This window comes from Pseudomonas sp. P8_229, from assembly GCF_034008635.1.
Taxonomy (GTDB): domain Bacteria; phylum Pseudomonadota; class Gammaproteobacteria; order Pseudomonadales; family Pseudomonadaceae; genus Aquipseudomonas.
Window position 1 is genome coordinate 4696867 of record NZ_CP125378.1, and the last position, 17044, is coordinate 4713910.

The 17044-nt window shown below is 61.0% G+C and carries 11 protein-coding genes; all 11 read left to right on the top strand.

Features of this window, described 5'->3' with window-relative positions; translation table 11 throughout:
* Positions 1-6 precede the first annotated feature (6 nt).
* The 11 genes from QMK55_RS21250 (at position 7) to QMK55_RS21300 (ending at position 17038) form a co-directional block, all read left to right on the top strand.
* Positions 7-1578 (top strand): flagellar hook-associated protein 3, encoded by a 1572-nt coding sequence (locus QMK55_RS21250; RefSeq protein ID WP_102355279.1) that lies wholly within the window; start codon positions 7-9, stop codon positions 1576-1578.
* 109 nt (positions 1579-1687) lie between these two features.
* Entirely contained in the window at positions 1688-5281 is a 3594-nt protein-coding gene (locus tag QMK55_RS21255) for a glycosyltransferase (RefSeq protein ID WP_102355278.1), read from the top strand.
* Between the two features lie 236 nt (positions 5282-5517).
* Positions 5518-7524, top strand: a complete 2007-nt coding sequence (locus QMK55_RS21260) for a calcium-binding protein (protein ID WP_320329911.1) — start codon at positions 5518-5520, stop codon at positions 7522-7524.
* Positions 7525-7779: 255 nt separating this feature from the next.
* The gene (gene rfbF / locus QMK55_RS21265; RefSeq protein WP_095139348.1) at positions 7780-8553 is read left to right on the top strand and encodes a glucose-1-phosphate cytidylyltransferase; all 774 of its coding nucleotides are present in this window, start codon (positions 7780-7782) and stop codon (positions 8551-8553) included.
* Positions 8535-9617 carry a CDP-glucose 4,6-dehydratase gene (gene rfbG, locus QMK55_RS21270; RefSeq protein WP_320329912.1) on the top strand — a complete coding sequence of 361 codons (1083 nt, stop codon included), beginning with the start codon at positions 8535-8537 and terminating at the stop codon, positions 9615-9617. The genes rfbF and rfbG overlap by 19 nt, the downstream gene beginning before the upstream one ends.
* Positions 9614-10174, top strand: coding sequence for a dTDP-4-dehydrorhamnose 3,5-epimerase (gene rfbC, locus QMK55_RS21275; RefSeq protein WP_320329913.1), 561 nt, complete (start codon positions 9614-9616; stop codon positions 10172-10174). Before rfbG ends, rfbC begins: the two co-directional genes overlap by 4 nt.
* Entirely contained in the window at positions 10171-11397 is a 1227-nt protein-coding gene (locus QMK55_RS21280; protein WP_320329914.1) for a class I SAM-dependent methyltransferase, read from the top strand. The genes rfbC and QMK55_RS21280 overlap by 4 nt, the downstream gene beginning before the upstream one ends.
* A complete protein-coding gene (locus QMK55_RS21285; RefSeq protein WP_102355274.1) occupies positions 11394-12245 on the top strand; it encodes an NAD-dependent epimerase/dehydratase family protein in 852 nt (283 codons plus the stop codon). Before QMK55_RS21280 ends, QMK55_RS21285 begins: the two co-directional genes overlap by 4 nt.
* Complete coding sequence (locus QMK55_RS21290) at positions 12242-13312, top strand: class I SAM-dependent methyltransferase (protein ID WP_102355273.1); 1071 nt, start codon at positions 12242-12244, stop codon at positions 13310-13312. The genes QMK55_RS21285 and QMK55_RS21290 overlap by 4 nt, the downstream gene beginning before the upstream one ends.
* Positions 13313-13329: 17 nt before the next feature.
* Positions 13330-14067 carry a cephalosporin hydroxylase family protein gene (locus QMK55_RS21295; protein WP_102355272.1) on the top strand — a complete coding sequence of 246 codons (738 nt, stop codon included), beginning with the start codon at positions 13330-13332 and terminating at the stop codon, positions 14065-14067.
* A 55-nt stretch (positions 14068-14122) separates the two neighbouring features.
* Positions 14123-17038 (top strand): glycosyltransferase family 2 protein, encoded by a 2916-nt coding sequence (locus QMK55_RS21300; RefSeq protein ID WP_102355271.1) that lies wholly within the window; start codon positions 14123-14125, stop codon positions 17036-17038.
* Positions 17039-17044: the final 6 nt, after the last annotated feature.

A 17044-nucleotide genomic window follows, 5' to 3' on the forward strand; every position in this document is an offset into this window, starting at 1 on the left:
TAATTCATGCGCATTTCCACCGCCCAGTATTACGCGACGCAAGCTGCTCAATATCAGCGCAACTACAGCAAGACTGTCGCGACCGCCAACGAAGCGAGCAGCCTGCAGCGCATCAATACCGCCGCCGACGATCCGGTTGGCGCTGGCCGTCTGCTCAAGCTGGGTCAGCAAAGTGCGATGCTCGATCAGTATCAGGGCAACATCGATACCACCAAGAGCGCCCTGACCGTGCAGGAGTCTACGTTGAACTCCATTACCACGGCTTTGCAGCGCGCCAAGGAAATCGGCCTGGCGGCCAACAATGGCATCGCCACTGACGATAACCGCAAGGCTTACGCGGCGGAGCTGGGCCAGATCCAGCAGCAAGTGCTGGGCCTGATGAACTCCAAGGATGCCAACGGCAACTATCTGTTCTCCGGTTCCAAGACCGATACCGCGCCGTACTCGCAAAATGTCGACGGCACCTACACCTACAACGGTGACCAGACCCAGATCAACCTGGGCATTGGCGACGGCATGTCGGTCGCGACCAATACCACCGGTTGGGACGCCTTCCAGCAGACCATCAACACCAGCCGCACCCAGACCACCATGACCGCTCCGGCGGTGGATGACGGTCGTGTGGTGCTGTCCAACGGTACGGTCGGCACCGCGGCGACCTACAACGCCAAGTTCACCGGCGGCCAGCCGTACACGGTCAGCTTTCTCAGCAGCACTCAGTTGAAAATCACTGATGCCCTGGGCAACGACGTGACGTCCGAGGCCAGCCAGAACGGCTTGATCAGCAACAGCAACGGTGCCAACCAGACCGTCAGCTTCCGTGGCGTCGATATGAAGTTGAACATCAACCTCAAGGCCGGCGACACCAACCCGGACGCGGTCATCGCCGGTCACAGCTTCCAGCTGTCGGCCACGCCTGACTCGTTCACCACGGCGCGCAGCCCGGGCAACCCGTCGACCGCCGTCATCACCGGCTCCAGCATGACCAACCAGGCAGCCTACAGCGCGGCCTTCCCGTCGGGTGGTGGCGCGGTGTTGAAGTTCACCAGCGCCACCGATTTCGATCTGTACGCGGCGCCCGTGACCGCTGACAGCAAGCCAGTATCGTCGGGCACCATGGTCGGCACCAACGCCACGGCCGCCGGTGTGACCTTCGCCATTGGTGGTACGCCGGGCGCGGGCGATCAGTTCTCGATCCAGTCCAACAACCACCAGACCCAGAACGTGCTCGACACCCTGAGCCAGATGGTCACGGCGCTGAACCTGCCGGTCGATGGTGATCCGGTGGTCAAGCAAAAATTCCAGGGAGCCATGGAGTCGGCGTTGGGCAACATCGACAGCGCGTCCAACCAGATTGGCGCTGCGGTGACCTCGATCGGTGCGCGGGGTCAGTCGCTGGATGACCAGAACACCACCAACCAGAGCCTGATCCAGGCCAACACCACGACCCAGGGTTCGATCCGTGATTCGGATCCGGCCGAGGTGATGACCCGCCTGACTTTGCAGCAGACCATGCTGCAAGCCTCGCAACTGGCCTTCAGCAAGATCAGTCAATTGGGTCTGTTCAACAAGATCTGACGTTGGACGGGCGCGCAGGCGCTCGTTTGTCTCGTCACTCAGTTAATGTTTTTTCGCGGTTTCATGGGCTCGCTTTACCGAGCGGGCTCGTACCGCCTGTGAGCCCGCCGTGAATCCACTTCCTCTCGTCAGTCTGCTCATTCCCGCCTTCAATCCGCGCTTCTTCGAGCGGACCTTGAACAGTGCGGTGAGCCAGACGTATGGCCAACTCGAAATCATTGTGTGCGATGACAGTCGCGGCAGCGAGATCGAAGACATCGTAGTGTCTGTGACCGGGCAGACAGGCGTTGCCGTGCGTTACGTGCGTAATCCGCGGACCTTGGGCATGGTCGGCAATCTCAAGGCCTGCCTGGAACAGGCGCAGGGCCAACTCATCAAGTTTGTGTGCGACGACGACCATCTCTACGCCGCCTGTATCGAACAGCAAGCGCAGGAAATGGCGCGCGAGGAAGTCCGCCTGGTGCTGGCTCAACGTCTGTTCTGGGACGCCGACGACATCATTCTTCCGGCGCGTCTGGAAAACACTTCGCTGTCTCCGGTCAGTGGCCTTTTCAAGGGCGACGACCTGCTGGGCATCTTTGAAAAGTTTCCAGTGAATGTGCTGGGTGGCTTCACCAATGCGCTGTTCCGTCGTGAAGATCTTGTCGAGTTGCTGCCGGCGTTGACCCAGGAAGGCCACTGTTTTGTCGCGAGCCTGGATTTCGCGCTGTTTGTCTGCCTGATGCGACGCGGCAATGTGGCGGTGTCCAACAATGTGCTCAGTGCCGAGCGACTTTACCCGGAGCGCCTGAGCGCCCAACAATCGATGAAAGATGCGGTTGAAGTCGAGCGCGAGTGGATTCTGCAAATGCTCAATGCGCGCAGCGGCGAATCTGCGCCTGCGCCGGGCTGGGTCCGCTACATCCCGCTGAGCAAGGCGGACGAAATGCCGCGAGTCTGGGAGGAGCTGCCTCTGAGCCGCACGCTCGGTACCAAGCAGAGTCGCCAGGAGTGGTGTGTCGGTATCGACAGCTGGAGTTTTGCCGATCTCTATGCGCAATGGCTGGAGTGCCGAGTGCTCACCGAGGGACAGCGCAAGTTGCTTCCGGAGACCCTGGCCGCCTGGTCGCATCAGCCGCGCATCGTCCCGATCGTCATCGATCGCGATGGCAGTCGCGACGGCGTCGAGCGCACGCTGGAGGCGCTTGCCGCACAGGATTATCTGCCGGAACTGATCCTCGTGTTGTCGGCTGCCTGTTCCGAGGCGGAGCTCGACGGACGGGTGTTCCGCATGCCGTTGCAGGACGACGGGCTGGAGCAGCTCAACGCGTTGTTGCCGCAACTGGAAGGGGCTGACTGGTTCTACCTGTTGCAGGCTGGCGATCGTCTTGTGGTGCCGGCGTTATTGATCATGGCCGAGCGCATCGCCCATCGCCCGGCGCTGACGTGTCTGTACAGCGATGAAGGCAGTCTGCGCAACGGCGAATCGGTAGAGCCAGCATTCAAACCGGATTTCAACCTCGACCTGATGCGCAGCTATCCCTATGTCGGACGAGCGCTGGCGTTCAAGCGCGAACGTTTTCTGGCGCTGGGCGGGTTCGAGGCGACGTTCGCCGAACTGGCCCCGCATGACATGCTGTGGCGCATGGTCGAAAGCGACGGTACGCAGGTGGTCGGGCATGTCGCCGAAGTGCTGCTGCAATCGCCATTCGATCTGTCCGCCTGGCTCGCCGCCCCAGCGGTCATCGAACAGAACCCGCGGCTACTCGAGGCTCACCTCAAGCGTCTGGGGGTGGCCCATGGCATTCGCCGCGGCAGTTCCGCACTGCTCAACCGCATTGACTATCAGCACGCCCGGCGTCCCCTGGTGTCGATCATTATTGTGACCAAGGACCAGACGGCTGCCCTGCAGCGCTGCGTCGAAACGCTGCTGGAAAAGACCGCTTACTCCGAATACGAGCTGTTGCTGGTCGACAACGGCAGTGAAAGCGCTGAAGCGCGGGCATGGCTTGATGGCATGGCGCACTTGGCCGGCGAGCGGATTCGTGTCCTGAGCTATCCGCAGCAGGGCAACGCGGCGGCGCTGCATAACTTTGCGGTAGGTCAGGCGTGTGGCGAATATGTGCTGCTGCTCAATTCGTTTGCGGTAATCACCCAGGCTGACTGGCTCGACGAACTGCTCAACCATGCGCAGCGTCCGGAAGTCGGCGTGGTCGGTGCCAAGCTCTTCAATCCCGATGGATGTGTGTTGCACGCCGGTCTGATTCTTGGCTTGCAGGGCGCGGTGGGTTTGCCGTTCTATGGTCAGTCACTGCAATCGGATGGCTACATGTTCCGGCTGCAGGCGGCCCATGACCTGAGTGCCGTGGGTGGCGACTGTCTGATGGTGCGAAAGGTGGTTTATGAGTCTGTCGCCGGGCTTGATGAGCAAGCGCTGAAACAGACGCTGAATGTCGTGGATCTGTGCCTGCGGATCGGTCAGGAAGGTTACCTGGTCGTGTGGACTCCTTATGCCTTGTTGGCGCTGGGCGCACGCCCCGGCGCTCTGGCGACGGTAGAAGAGGAGCAATTGCAGCTCCAGGAGCAGGAAACTTTCTACAAACGCTGGTTGCCGCGCATTGCCCGTGACCCGGCGTTCAACGTCAATCTGACGTTACAGGGTGTTGGCGCGACGAGTTTCAGCCTGGAGCCGGGCTTGCGTACCGGCTGGAGTGCATTTTCCCGGGCGCAGTTGCCGAACGTGCTGGCCGTGCCAATCAATGCTTCGGCCATCGGTCATTACCGCATGAGCCAGCCACTGATCGAACTGGAAGCGGCCAACCGCGCCGAAGGGCGGATTTGCTATGGCCTGCCATCGATCATTGATATCGAGCGTCAGTCCCCGGACGTGATTGTTCTGCAAGGGCGTTATTCGCAAGGTGCCATCGATGAAATTCCGCCGCTGAAGAAGTTCTGCCATGCCCGGCGCATCTATGAACTGGATGATTATGTGGTCGACGTTCCGCACCGCAATGCACATATCCGCAACATGCCCAACAAGCAGGAAATGGAGCGGATGGTGCGCCGCGCGATCGGTCTGTGTGATCGGGTGGTGGTATCGACCCAGCCACTGGCCAACGCTTTGTCGGGCATGCATCACGACATTCGCGTCGTCCCTAATATGCTCGCCCGCAACTTGTGGACCGGCCTGCGCGGCCAGCGCCGCACCTCGAAAAAACCGCGGGTCGGCTGGGGCGGTGGCACCAGCCACCACGGTGACCTGGCGGTGATTGCCGATGTCGTGCGTGAGCTGGCCAATGAAGTCGACTGGGTGTTCTTCGGCATGTGCCCGGATGACCTGCGTCCCTACATGCATGAGTTCCACGGCGTGATTCCGTTGGAGGTATATCCGGCGAAACTGGCGAGCCTGAACCTCGACCTCGCGCTGGCACCGCTGGAGTTCCACATCTTCAACGACTGCAAGAGTAACCTGCGGCTGTTGGAGTACGGCGCTTGCGGCTACCCGGTTGTCTGCACCGACACCGAAGCCTATCGCGGTTATCTGCCGTGTACCCGGGTCAAGACCAACACTACCGATGAGTGGCTGCAGGCGATCCGCATGCACCTGGCCGATCCGGACGCCAGCTACCGCATGGGTGACGAACTGCGTGAGGTGGTGCTGCGCGACTACGTGTTGCGTGGCGATAACTTGCGTTACTGGGAGAACGGCTGGCTGGCGGATTGATCGATTTGCGTACGGCCCTATGAGAAACAGGCGACTTTCGAGTCGCCTGTTTTTTTTTGCGTGGCAAAAAGGTTTTTGTATCAGGCCGGATACTTTTTTGGCGGTGGGCTCAAGCATTGGGATTTTTCTGTCGATACCTTTCCATGCGCTCAATTGGCATGGTCAGTGAAGATCTGTCCGGCCAGTGTCTGAGGTGACCGATTTCCGGATCCGACAACAACGCAAGGAAGAAGCAGATGGCAGTAGTGAATGGAACGAGTGAAGCGGATAACCTGGTGGGCACCGAGGGCAATGACGAACTCTACGGACTGGAGTCGGATGATCGGATCTGGGGGACCACGGGGTCCGATTTGCTGAATGGCGGAGAAGGATTCGATTCGGTGAGTTATCAGATGATGTCCAAGGGCGTCAGTGTCGATTTCCGTGAGGGGTTGGCCAATGTCACCAAGGCGGACGGCTCCGTCGATACCCTGGTCGGCATCGAAAAAGTCATCGGCAGCTTTGACAATGACACCTTGGTCAGTTCGGTCAGCGGTATCACGCTGGAAGGTGATAACGGCGATGACGTGTACATCGTCGGTAGCGAAGGTGTGACCATCGTCGAAGAGGAGCGCGGCGGTTACGACGAGCTGCGCACCAGCGTCAACACCCAGAGGATGGATCCGTTCCTGGACAAAATGATCTTCACCGGCACCGGCGACTTCAAGGGCTACGGCAATGCGGAGGCGAACGTGATTGTCGCCGGTGCAGGCAATGACGTGCTGTGGGGCGGCGACGGCGGCGATCAGTTCATGGGGGGTGAGGGCTTCGACACTGTCAGCTATACCGACAGCCTTGAAGGCGTAAGCATCGAGCTCTCAAGCACGTGGGGCGCCACCGGTATTGCATTCGGCGATACCTACTCGAGCATCGAGGCCGTGCAGGGTTCGAACTTCAACGACGTGATCTTCGCTGGCGAAAGCGCGATGGTGGTGGACGGTGCCGAGGGTTTTGACGCCGTCGATTACAGCCGTTCGAACGATGCGGTCAGCATCGAGTTTCGTGATGGCAAGGGCTTCGGTTCCGGCGGTTACGCCGAGGGCGATACCTTGATCAATGTGGAGAAGGTTGTCGGGACGAACCTGGACGATCACTTCACCGCCAATAGCACTGGCGTGACCTTCGAAGGTGGCTGGGGCAGCGATGTCTACACGGTCAACAGCGTGGGTGTGACAATCGTCGAGGAGTGGGGGAGCCCGGGGTACGACGAGCTGTACACCAGCCTGTCGGTGATGAAGATGGATCCGTTCATCGAGAAGATGACTTACACCGGTACCGCTGATTTCACCGGTTATGGCAACGAGTCCGACAACCACATCTTCGGCGGCAGTGGCAATGATCTGTTCTTCGGTGGCGCCGGACGTGATGTTTTCGTCGGCGGCGAGGGGACGGACATTGTCAGCTATGACGACAGCGATACTGGCGTGGTAGCGGGGTTGTGGAAGATCGGCCAGAACGGCACGGCCGAAGGTGACATGTATTACGACATCGAAGGTTTGCGTGGCAGCCGTTTCAACGATGTGCTGGATGCCAGCCGGGACGACACGAGTCTGGAGGGTGGTAACGGCGACGATGTCATCAATGGCAATGATGGCAACGATCACCTCTATGGCGGACTGAAATCCGGTCTCGAAGGCGATACCGCACAGGCTGACAAATTGTTCGGCGGCGACGGCGATGACGTCATCGTCAGTGCTGCGCATGACTTCGGCACCGAGGCCTACGGTGGACAAGGCAATGACACCCTCAGGGTCAACAGCGGCAGCGCCTTTGGAGACGATGGTAATGACGTGCTGACCGGCACCGGTAATCACTATCTGTTGTCCGGCGGCAGCGGCAACGATGTGCTGAATCTCAACGTCTCCGGGCAGTCGGGCACTGGCGGCGTCGCACTGGGGGGGATGGGGGATGACACCTATATCGTGAACGCCAGCGGCCTGGTGTCGATTCAGGACGAGGGCTGGGATCTCAACGACACCCTGATCCTGAACACCCTTGCCAATATCAGTCAGATGAACGTCACCCGCATCGGCGACGACGCCTACCTGCACAGCGCCAACGACGGCAGCACCGGCGTCCCTGACAGCGGCGTGAAACTGGCGGGATGGTATGCCGGGTTCAACAACATCGAGCACCTGCAGACTGCCGATGGCCAGGTCTACGACCTGCCTGCGACTGTCGATGGGTTCGCCATGTTTGGCTAATCGCTCAAACTGTTGATGCAACGCAATGAAAGGGATGAATCCGCTGCTGGATTCATCCCTTTTTTCATGCCTCGCGGCGCAGCTGATGCAGTGCTCGCGGAGCTGGCGCGTTTCCTGCAAGTCCCCCTTAAATCGCCATAAAACGAGCGCTCGCGGTCATCGCAGCGGCGCCGCAGGCGGCAAAAGGGTTAGCCAGACGGCCCGCATCGCTCAAGAAAGCCATGCGCAGCCCGGTGACGAACGAGAGGGGAGACGATGAAGGCAGTTATTTTGGCGGGTGGCCTCGGCACACGCATCAGTGAAGAGTCGCACCTCAAGCCCAAGCCCATGATCGAGATCGGCGGCAAGCCAATTCTCTGGCACATCATGAAGCAGTATTCCGCTCACGGAATCCACGACTTCGTGATTTGCCTGGGCTACAAGGGCTACGCGATCAAGGACTTCTTCGCCAACTACTTCCTGCACACCTCCGACGTCACGTTCGACATGCGCAACAACCGTATGGACGTGCACCAGAACTACAGCGAGCCGTGGAGCGTCACTCTGATCGACACCGGAGAGGAGACCATGACCGGTGGCCGTCTGCTGCGCGCCGGGCGTTACCTCAAGGATGAAGAGGCGTTCTGCTTCACCTACGGCGACGGCGTTTCCGACATCAACATTGCGCAACTGGTGGACTACCACAAAGCCCACGGCCGCCTGGCGACCGTCACGGCCGTACAGCCGCCGGGACGTTACGGCGCGCTGGAGCGTCAGGGCGATCAGGTCCTCGGTTTCACCGAAAAACCGCGCGGCGACGGTGGCTGGATCAACGGCGGTTTCTTCGTGTTGTCACCCAAGGTCTTGTCGTATATCGCCGGTGACGAAACCACCTGGGAAGCCGAGCCCTTGGCGCGCCTGGCCGAGGACGAACAGCTGAACGCCTTCGAACATGAAGGCTTCTGGCATCCAATGGACACCCTGCGCGACAAGAACCACCTCGAAGCGCTGTGGCAGAGTGGGGAGGCCCCATGGAAGCAATGGGCCTGAGTGCGGATTTCTGGCGCGGCAAGCGTGTACTGGTCACCGGTCACACCGGTTTCAAGGGCAGTTGGCTGACGCTGTGGCTGCAAAGCCTCGGTGCGCAAGTCAGCGGCTTTTCCCTTGATCCGTCGACCGAGCCGAGCCTGTATGAGCTGGCGCGGGTTCACGAAGGCATCAACGATCAACGCGGTGATCTGCGCGATCTCGGCGCGCTCCTGGAGATCATCGCCGACACCGAGCCGGAGATCGTCCTGCACCTGGCCGCGCAGCCGCTGGTGCGTGAAGGCTATCGCGACCCGCTGGGCACTTACTCCAGCAACGTCATGGGCACGCTGAACCTGCTCGAAGCGATTCGTCAGGTCGGCTGCGTGCGCGCCTGCGTGCTGGTGACCACCGACAAGGTCTACGCCAACAAGGAATGGCTGTGGCCATACCGCGAGGACGAAGCGCTTGGCGGGCACGATCCTTACAGCAGCAGCAAGGCTTGCTGCGAACTGTTGGCGCAGTCGTATGCGGCCTCGTTCTTCCCGGCCGACAAGTACGCCGAGCACGGCCTGGCGCTGGCCACCGCGCGCGCCGGCAACGTCCTGGGCGGCGGTGACTTTGCCCCTGAGCGCCTGATTCCCGACGTGCTCAAAGCCTGGACCGCAGACGAGCCGGTGACCCTGCGCTACCCGCAAGCCGTGCGCCCGTGGCAGCACGCGCTGGAACCGCTGGCCGGTTACCTGCAACTGGCTGCAGGTCTCTACGAACAAGGCCCGGAATACGCCGGGGCGTGGAACTTCGGCCCGGGCGAGGCAGACATGTGCAGTGTCGGCGACGTGGTCGAGTTGCTCGCCAGTCGCTGGCCACAGGCACGCGGTTTGCGCATCGAAAAAAGCGAACTGCACGAGGCCGGTCTGTTGCGTCTGGACAGCAGCCGCGCCCGTCAAGTACTCGGCTGGCAGCCACGCTGGACCTTGCAGCAATGCCTGACCCAGACCCTCGACTGGCATCTGGCCTGGCAGAACGGCGATGACATGCGCAACGTCACTCTCGGCCAACTGAACCTGTACCGAGGCGCGCTGTGAGCGAGTTCTCCTTGAAACAGTTATCGCTGGCCGGACTGTTCAGCATCCAGCACAAGCGTTTCGAAGATCAGCGCGGGCACTTCGCCCGGCTGTTCTGCGAGGGCAGCCTGAGCGCGTTCGGCCGTGAATTTCACATCCGCCAGATCAACCATTCCTGCACCCGCGAGAAGGGCAGTGTGCGCGGTTTGCATTACCAGAACGCCAACGCCCCGGAAGCCAAGCTGATCACCTGCCTGCGCGGTGAAGTGTGGGATGTGGCGGTGGATCTGCGTCCTGATTCCGAGACTTTTCTGCACTGGCACGCCGAGCATCTGAAGGCCGGTGACGGTCGCAGCCTGTTGATTCCGGCCGGCTTCGCTCACGGCTTCCAGACCCTGACCGACGACGCCGAACTGCTTTACCTGCACAGCGCCGATTACGCGCCGGAGCATGAGGGCGGGCTGTCGGTGAACGATCCACGGCTGGCGATTGCCTGGCCGATGCCTGTCAATAATTTGTCAGCGCGTGATTCCAGCCATCCCGCGCTCGATCAACACTTTGCTGGAGTGCGTCTATGAACTGTCGTGGGTGCGCCGCACCGCTGAGCCTGCCGCTGATCGACCTCGGCACCTCGCCGCCGTCCAACGCCTACGTGCACGCCGATCGCCTGGATCAGACCGAGCAATGGGTGCCGCTGAAGGTTGCCGTGTGCCAGCAATGCTGGCTCGTGCAGACCGAGGACTACACCCGCGCCGACAGCCTGTTCGACGCCGAATACGCCTACTTCAGTTCGTTCTCCAGCACCTGGCTGTCCCATGCCGAGCGTTATGTGGCCGAGATGGTCGAGCGCTTTGACCTGAACGCCGGCAGCCGTGTGGTCGAAATCGCCGCCAACGACGGTTATCTGCTGCAGTACGTCGCCGCTCGCGGCATCCCGTGCCTGGGCGTCGAACCAACCCGCAGCACCGCGCAAGCGGCGCGGGACAAGGGCCTGGAAATCCGCGAACTGTTCTTCGGTCGCGACAGCGCAGCACAGTTGAAAGGCGAAGGCTGGGGCGCCGACCTGATGGCCGCCAACAACGTGCTCGCGCATGTGCCGGACATCAATGATTTCCTCAATGGTTTCGCCACGCTGCTCAAGCCGACCGGCGTTGCTACTTTCGAATTCCCGCAACTGCTGACGCTGATGGCCGGTGCGCAGTTCGACACCCTGTATCACGAACACTATTCCTACCTGTCGCTGACCGCCGTGCAGACCCTGTGCGAGCGCAATGGCCTGGAAGTGTTCGACGTCAGTCAGTTGAGCACTCACGGCGGTTCGCTGCGGGTGTTCGTGCAACGCCGGGACGGTGAGCGTCGTGCGGTGCAGCCGGCGGTGCAGCAACAGCTGCAGGCCGAACTGGATGCCGGGGTGAAAACCCCTGAGTACTACGCGACCCTCGCGCCGGCTGCCGAACGTATCAAGCATGAGTTGCTGCGCTTCCTGTTGCAGGCCAAGGCCGACGGCAAGCGTGTGGTCGGTTACGGCGCGGCGGCCAAGGGCAACACCTTGCTCAACTACGCCGGGGTCAAACCCGACCTGCTGGCGTGGGTGGCCGATGCCAACCCGCACAAGCAGGGCAAGTACCTGCCGGGCAGTCGTATCCCGATTGTCGCGCCGACGCAGATCGACATCGAAAAACCGGATTACGTGCTGGTGCTGCCGTGGAACCTGCTGCACGAAGTCAGTCAGCAACTGGCGCAGGTGCGCCAGTGGGACGGGCGCTTCGTGATCGCCGTGCCTGAGTTGAAAGTCCTGTGAAAGTCCTGGTAACCGGGGCTACGGGCTTCGTCGGTCGGCATCTGGTCGCGGCGTTGCTCGCGCGTGGCTGCGCCGTTCGCGCAGTGGCGCGCAATACAGATACTGCCTCGACTATGCCGTGGATCGACCACGTCGAATTCGTCGCGGCGGATATTCACGCGGCGGATCTGGACATTGCGGCGCTCACCGACGGCATCGACGTCCTCGCGCACCTGGCCTGGCCGGGCCTGCCGAACTATCGGGCGCTGTTCCATTTCGAGCACAACCTGATGGCCGACTACCGCTTTATCAAAGGCGCGGTCGAAGCGGGTGTGCCGCAGGTATTGGTGACCGGCACCTGCTTCGAGTACGGCATGCAAAGCGGCCCGCTCAGCGAAACCGTCGAGCCGCAGCCGAGCAATCCTTACGGTCTGGCCAAACACACGCTGCATCTGTTCTTGCAAAATCTGCAGCAGGAAAAACCGTTCACCTTGCAGTGGGCGCGTCTGTTCTACCTGCATGGTGAAGGGCAGAACCCCAACAGTCTGCTGGCGGCGCTGGACCGGACGATCGATGCCGGGGAGGCGTCGTTCAACATGTCTGGCGGCGAGCAGCTGCGGGACTTTTTGCCGATCGCCAGCGCCGCCGCTTACCTCGCCACGATCATGCATCAGCGCGATTTCAACGGCGTGATCAATTGCGCCAGCGGCCAACCGGTATCGGTGCGCGCACTGGTTGAACAACGTCTGCGCGAGCGCGGTGCGGCACTGAATCTGAACCTCGGCCATTACCCTTATCCGACCCATGAACCGATGGCGTTCTGGGCCGTGACCGAGCGTTTGCAACAGCTACTGGGAGAGCCGCAATGAGGCACGAGTTGTATCGGGTCACCGACCTGCCGGTGTTGCAGAACCGCACCTTTGCCGACCCCGAGTCGGCAAAAGCTTCGGCCAGCGCCGACATGCTGCTGGTGCAGGATGAGCGCAGCGGCTTGATCTTCAACGCCGCGTTCGATGCCGACAAGCTCAGCTACGACGCCGACTATCAGAACGAGCAGGCGCACTCCGGCCAGTTCCAGAAGCACCTGAGCGACGTCGAAGGCATCATCGCCAAACACTTCAAGGGCCAGGAGCTGATCGAAGTCGGCTGCGGCAAAGGCTACTTTCTTGAGTTGCTCAAGGGCCTCGGTTATTCGATCACCGGGATCGACCCGGCCTACGAAGGCGACAACGCCGACGTGATCAAGGCGCCGTTCACCCGTGGTCTCGGCCTGGCGGCGGACGCCATCGTCCTGCGTCATGTGCTGGAGCACATCGAAGACCCGGTGAGCTTTCTGGCGGTAATCGCCGAAGCCAATCAGGGCGGGCAGATCTACATCGAAGTGCCGTGCTTCGACTGGATCCTCGAGCACAAGGCCTGGTTCGATCTGTTCTACGAGCACGTCAATTATTTCCGCCTCGATGACCTGCGCCGAATGTTCGGCACCGTGCACGAGGCCGGCAACCTGTTTGGCGGCCAGTACCTGTACATCGTCGCCGACCTGTCGACGTTGCGCCTGACTCCGCAGCAACCGGTGCCACGCCTGACGTTGCCAGACGATTTCACCGCGAGCCTTGAGCGCGCGGTGCAGATCATCCAGTCCGCACCCGAGCAGGGTTCGGCGATCTGGGGCGCGTCGTCCAAAGGCGTGATCTATTCGCTGTTCCTGCAGCGCGCGGGTGTCGCGGTGGATCGCGTGGTGGATATCAACCCGGCCAAGCAGGGGCGTTATCTGCCCCTGAGCGGCGCGCGAGTGTCCTCGCCGCAGGAGGCTATGGACGCCTTGCCCGAAGGTGCCAATCTGTTTGTGATGAACTCCAATTACCTCGAAGAAATCAAGCGGATGACCGGTGGACGCTACGTCTATCACGCCGTCGATAGCGCTTCGTTCCAGTGACCATTGAGACTTTGAACATGACCGACAACAGCATCAACCAAGCCTTCGAAGCTGAATGCCGCGAGCAGATCGCTCAGCAGGGTGACGACCAGAAACTGACTGGCCTGGCCCGCGATTTCTTCAACGAATCGGCCAAACACAAGTACAGCTACCACTTCTCGTGGATGGGCCGCCCGATTATCCAGTTGCCACAAGACATGATGGCGATGCAGGAGATCATCTGGCAGGTCAAGCCGGATCTGGTCATCGAGTGCGGCATCGCCCACGGCGGCTCGATCATCTACTACGCCTCGTTGCTTGAACTGCAAGGTCACGGCGAAGTGCTGGGCATCGACCTTGACATCCGCCCGCACAACCGTGAAGCGATCGAAAGCCACCCGATGGCCAAGCGCATCAAGATGATCGAAGGCTCGAGCATCGACCCGGCCATCGCCGCACAAGTGCAAGCAGTCGCCAAAGGCAAGAAAGTCATTCTGGTCCTCGACTCCAACCACACCCACGATCACGTACTCGAAGAGCTGCGCCTTTACGCGCCGCTGGTCTCGGTCGACAGCTACTGCGTGGTGATGGACACCGTGGTTGAGGACATGCCGGCCGATTTCTTCCCTGATCGCCCATGGGGCCCGGGTGATAACCCAAAAACCGCGGTGTGGAAGTACCTGGAAGAGAACCAGGACTTCGAGATCGACCAGCAGTTGCAGAACAAGCTGCTGATCACCGTGGCGCCGGACGGCTATCTGCGCCGCGTTCGTTAATTCGCAACATCACCAAAGCGTTATTTCGGCGAGTCGCCGGTTGTGGAGAGAAGTTATGCAAGGCAAGTACAGTTCTGAACTGGCGCTACCGCTCAACGAGCTGTTGACCGTGGTGCTGATTACTCACAATCGGCCGGCGTTCCTGCGTCGGGCGGTGAAGTATTACAGCAGCTTGCCCTGCCGGATCATGGTGCTGGACTCCACACCCGAGCGGCCGGAAGGGGATTTCTCTGCCGTCGATTATCACCACGTGCCGCAGTTCGCCTATTGGGGCATGCAGGCCAAGCTGGCGTATGGCGTGGAGCGCCTGACCACGCCGTACATGGTGCTGGCGGCCGACGATGACTTCATCCTGCACGATTCGCTGGCCGAGTCCGTCGGTTTCCTGCAAGCGAACCAGGACTACGGCATGTGCCACGGCTATTGCCTGATGTACCTGACGCTTTCCGGCGGTGTGAACTATTACCGCCGCGACAAGAAAGTCCAGGAGGACTATGCGTCCGAACGGGCTCAGGATCGGGTTATCGATTATATGGGGCAGTACATCCCGCCGTTCTATGCGGTGACCCGTACCGAACTGATGAAAACCTGGCACTCGGCATTGCCGGCGGGGACCAATTTCCAGTGGCAGGAAATCGGCCACGTGTACTTCTTGTTGGCCAGCGCCAAGGCGCGGATCCTGCCAATGCCTTACGTGGTACGCGAGATCAACTATGGCAACTCCGAGCACAGTACCGAGGTGTATCACTCGCTGACCTACGTTGATGCCAAATCGGTCGCCGAGCGTGAAGCGTTTGCCGAGTTCCTCGCCTCGCTGCCCACCGGTATCAAGGATCTCGATGCGCAACAGGGCAAGGCGTTTGCCTTGCAGAGTTTCGAGGCAATGGTCGACAGCCTGCAAAGCGGTCGGGCACTGACGGCGGAACTGATTTTCCAGTCCACCTGGAATCAGTCGCTCAAGGCACCTGATCGTCGGTTCGGACCTCTGCAATACGTCGAGATGCCATTTTACAACCAGCCATTTTTCGATCGTCTCGCGCAATTCGAATTCATGCTGCACGCCATGCCGGCCGGACGCATTCAGTTGCAGGGCCTGGAAGGTGTATGGACCCGCCAGGCGCACTTGCTGCAAGCGCGCAACAACGACACTCCGGAAAGCGTCCTCGATCGTTTGTGGCAGGCGCACGACCTCAATGCGTTCAACCGCACGGTGGTCAAGTGTCTGACGCAGCAGCTGGAACTGGCCGGCGAGGACGAAGAGGCGCAGAAAATGCGTGACTGGAATGCCCGGCTTGATGCGTTGACGGTGGAGGACCACCATCGGGTATTTGACCAGATGCAGTCCGGCCGACTGCTCAAGTGGCTGGATTCGCGCCGGCCCGATGCCGGTCAGGCGACGTCGATTGCCGAGCACCTGGCGGTCAACGGCGGTGGCCCGCAGTTCGGCATCTTCCTGCTGGATCTGGACAACGATATCGACAAGTTGCAGGTCAGCCTCGACAGCCTGCTCGAAGGGCAATGCAAGGCCTTCAGGATTGTCGTGTTCACCACCGGCGAAGCACCGGCGGCCACCACCGCGCAGAACACTTTGCACTTTGTCCGGGTGACGCCGGCCAACCTGGTCGACAAGCTCAATCAGAGCGCCAGTCAGTCGCCTTGCGACTGGCTGCTGCTGGCCGAGGCGGGGGATGAGTTCACTGCCAGTGGCTTGTTGCGCGCCAGCCTGGAGTTGATGGCTGCCGGCGATTGCCGCGCTGTTTCCACCGACGAGATCCAGCGCGGGGAGAAGGGCGCGCTGCTGGATGTGTTCCGTCCCGGCTTCAACCTCGACCTGTTGCTGAGCCTGCCGGGCCTGATGGCGCGCCACTGGCTGGTGCGGCGTGACACGCTGATCGATATTGGCGGCTACCGCGCCGACTTCAACAAGGCCCTGGAATTTGACGTGCTGCTGCGCATCATCGAAGAGCACGGTCTGAACAGCCTGGCCCACCTCGACGAGCCGCTGCTGATCACCGAAGCCGCGTCGCTGGAGGAAAACGCTCATGAGCGCCTGGCGCTGCTGCGCCATCTGGGCAATCGCGGCTACAAGGCCAAGGTCACCTCGGCGGTGCCTGGCATTTACCAGATCGATTACCACCACAGCGATCGTCCGCTGGTGTCGATCGTGGTTCCGGCCGGCAACGACCTGCCAGCCCTGCAACGCTGTCTGGAAGGGGTGCAACTGCGCACTCGTTATCACCATTACGAAATTCTGATCGCCACCACGGTCACGCAATCGGCCGAGGTCAATGACTGGCTCGGTACTCACCAGCATCCGAAAGTCCAGGTGCTGCGCGCCGATCAATCGCTGAGCACAGCGGCGTTGCTCAACGCCGCCAGCCGACAGGCACAGGGCGAGTATCTGGTACTGCTCGCGGCCGACGCGGAAGTGGTCAACCCGAACTGGCTGGATTCGTTGCTCAATCATGCCTTGCGTCCGGAAGTCGGCGTGGTGGGGCCGAAACTGGTCGACCGCGACGGCAAAGTCAGTCAGGCCGGCTTGATCCTCGGTATGAATGGCGGGGTGGGCTCGGCGTTCATCGGTGAAAAACACGACGCCGACGGCTACCTGCATCGGTTGTCGGTGGACCAGAACTGCTCGGCGGTATCGAACGTGTGCCTGATGGTGCGCAAAGAACTGTTCGATGCGCTGGGCGGTCTGGACGACAGCACTTTCAGCGACGGCTTCAACGATGTCGATCTGTGCCTGAGCGCTGCTCAGGCCGGCTACCTGACGGTGTGGACGCCGACGGTGCAGGTCCTGCATCAGGGCGAGATTGCCCAGGCGCCGCAGTCACTGGCTGCTTTGCAGGAAAAGTGGGCCGCCGCGTTTGCTCAGGATCAGGCGTACAACGCCAACCTGAGCCTGACCGGCAAAGGCTATGGCCTGAATGACAGCGCGTCGCTGAACTGGGCGCAGTTGCTCGCCTGAGCCGGG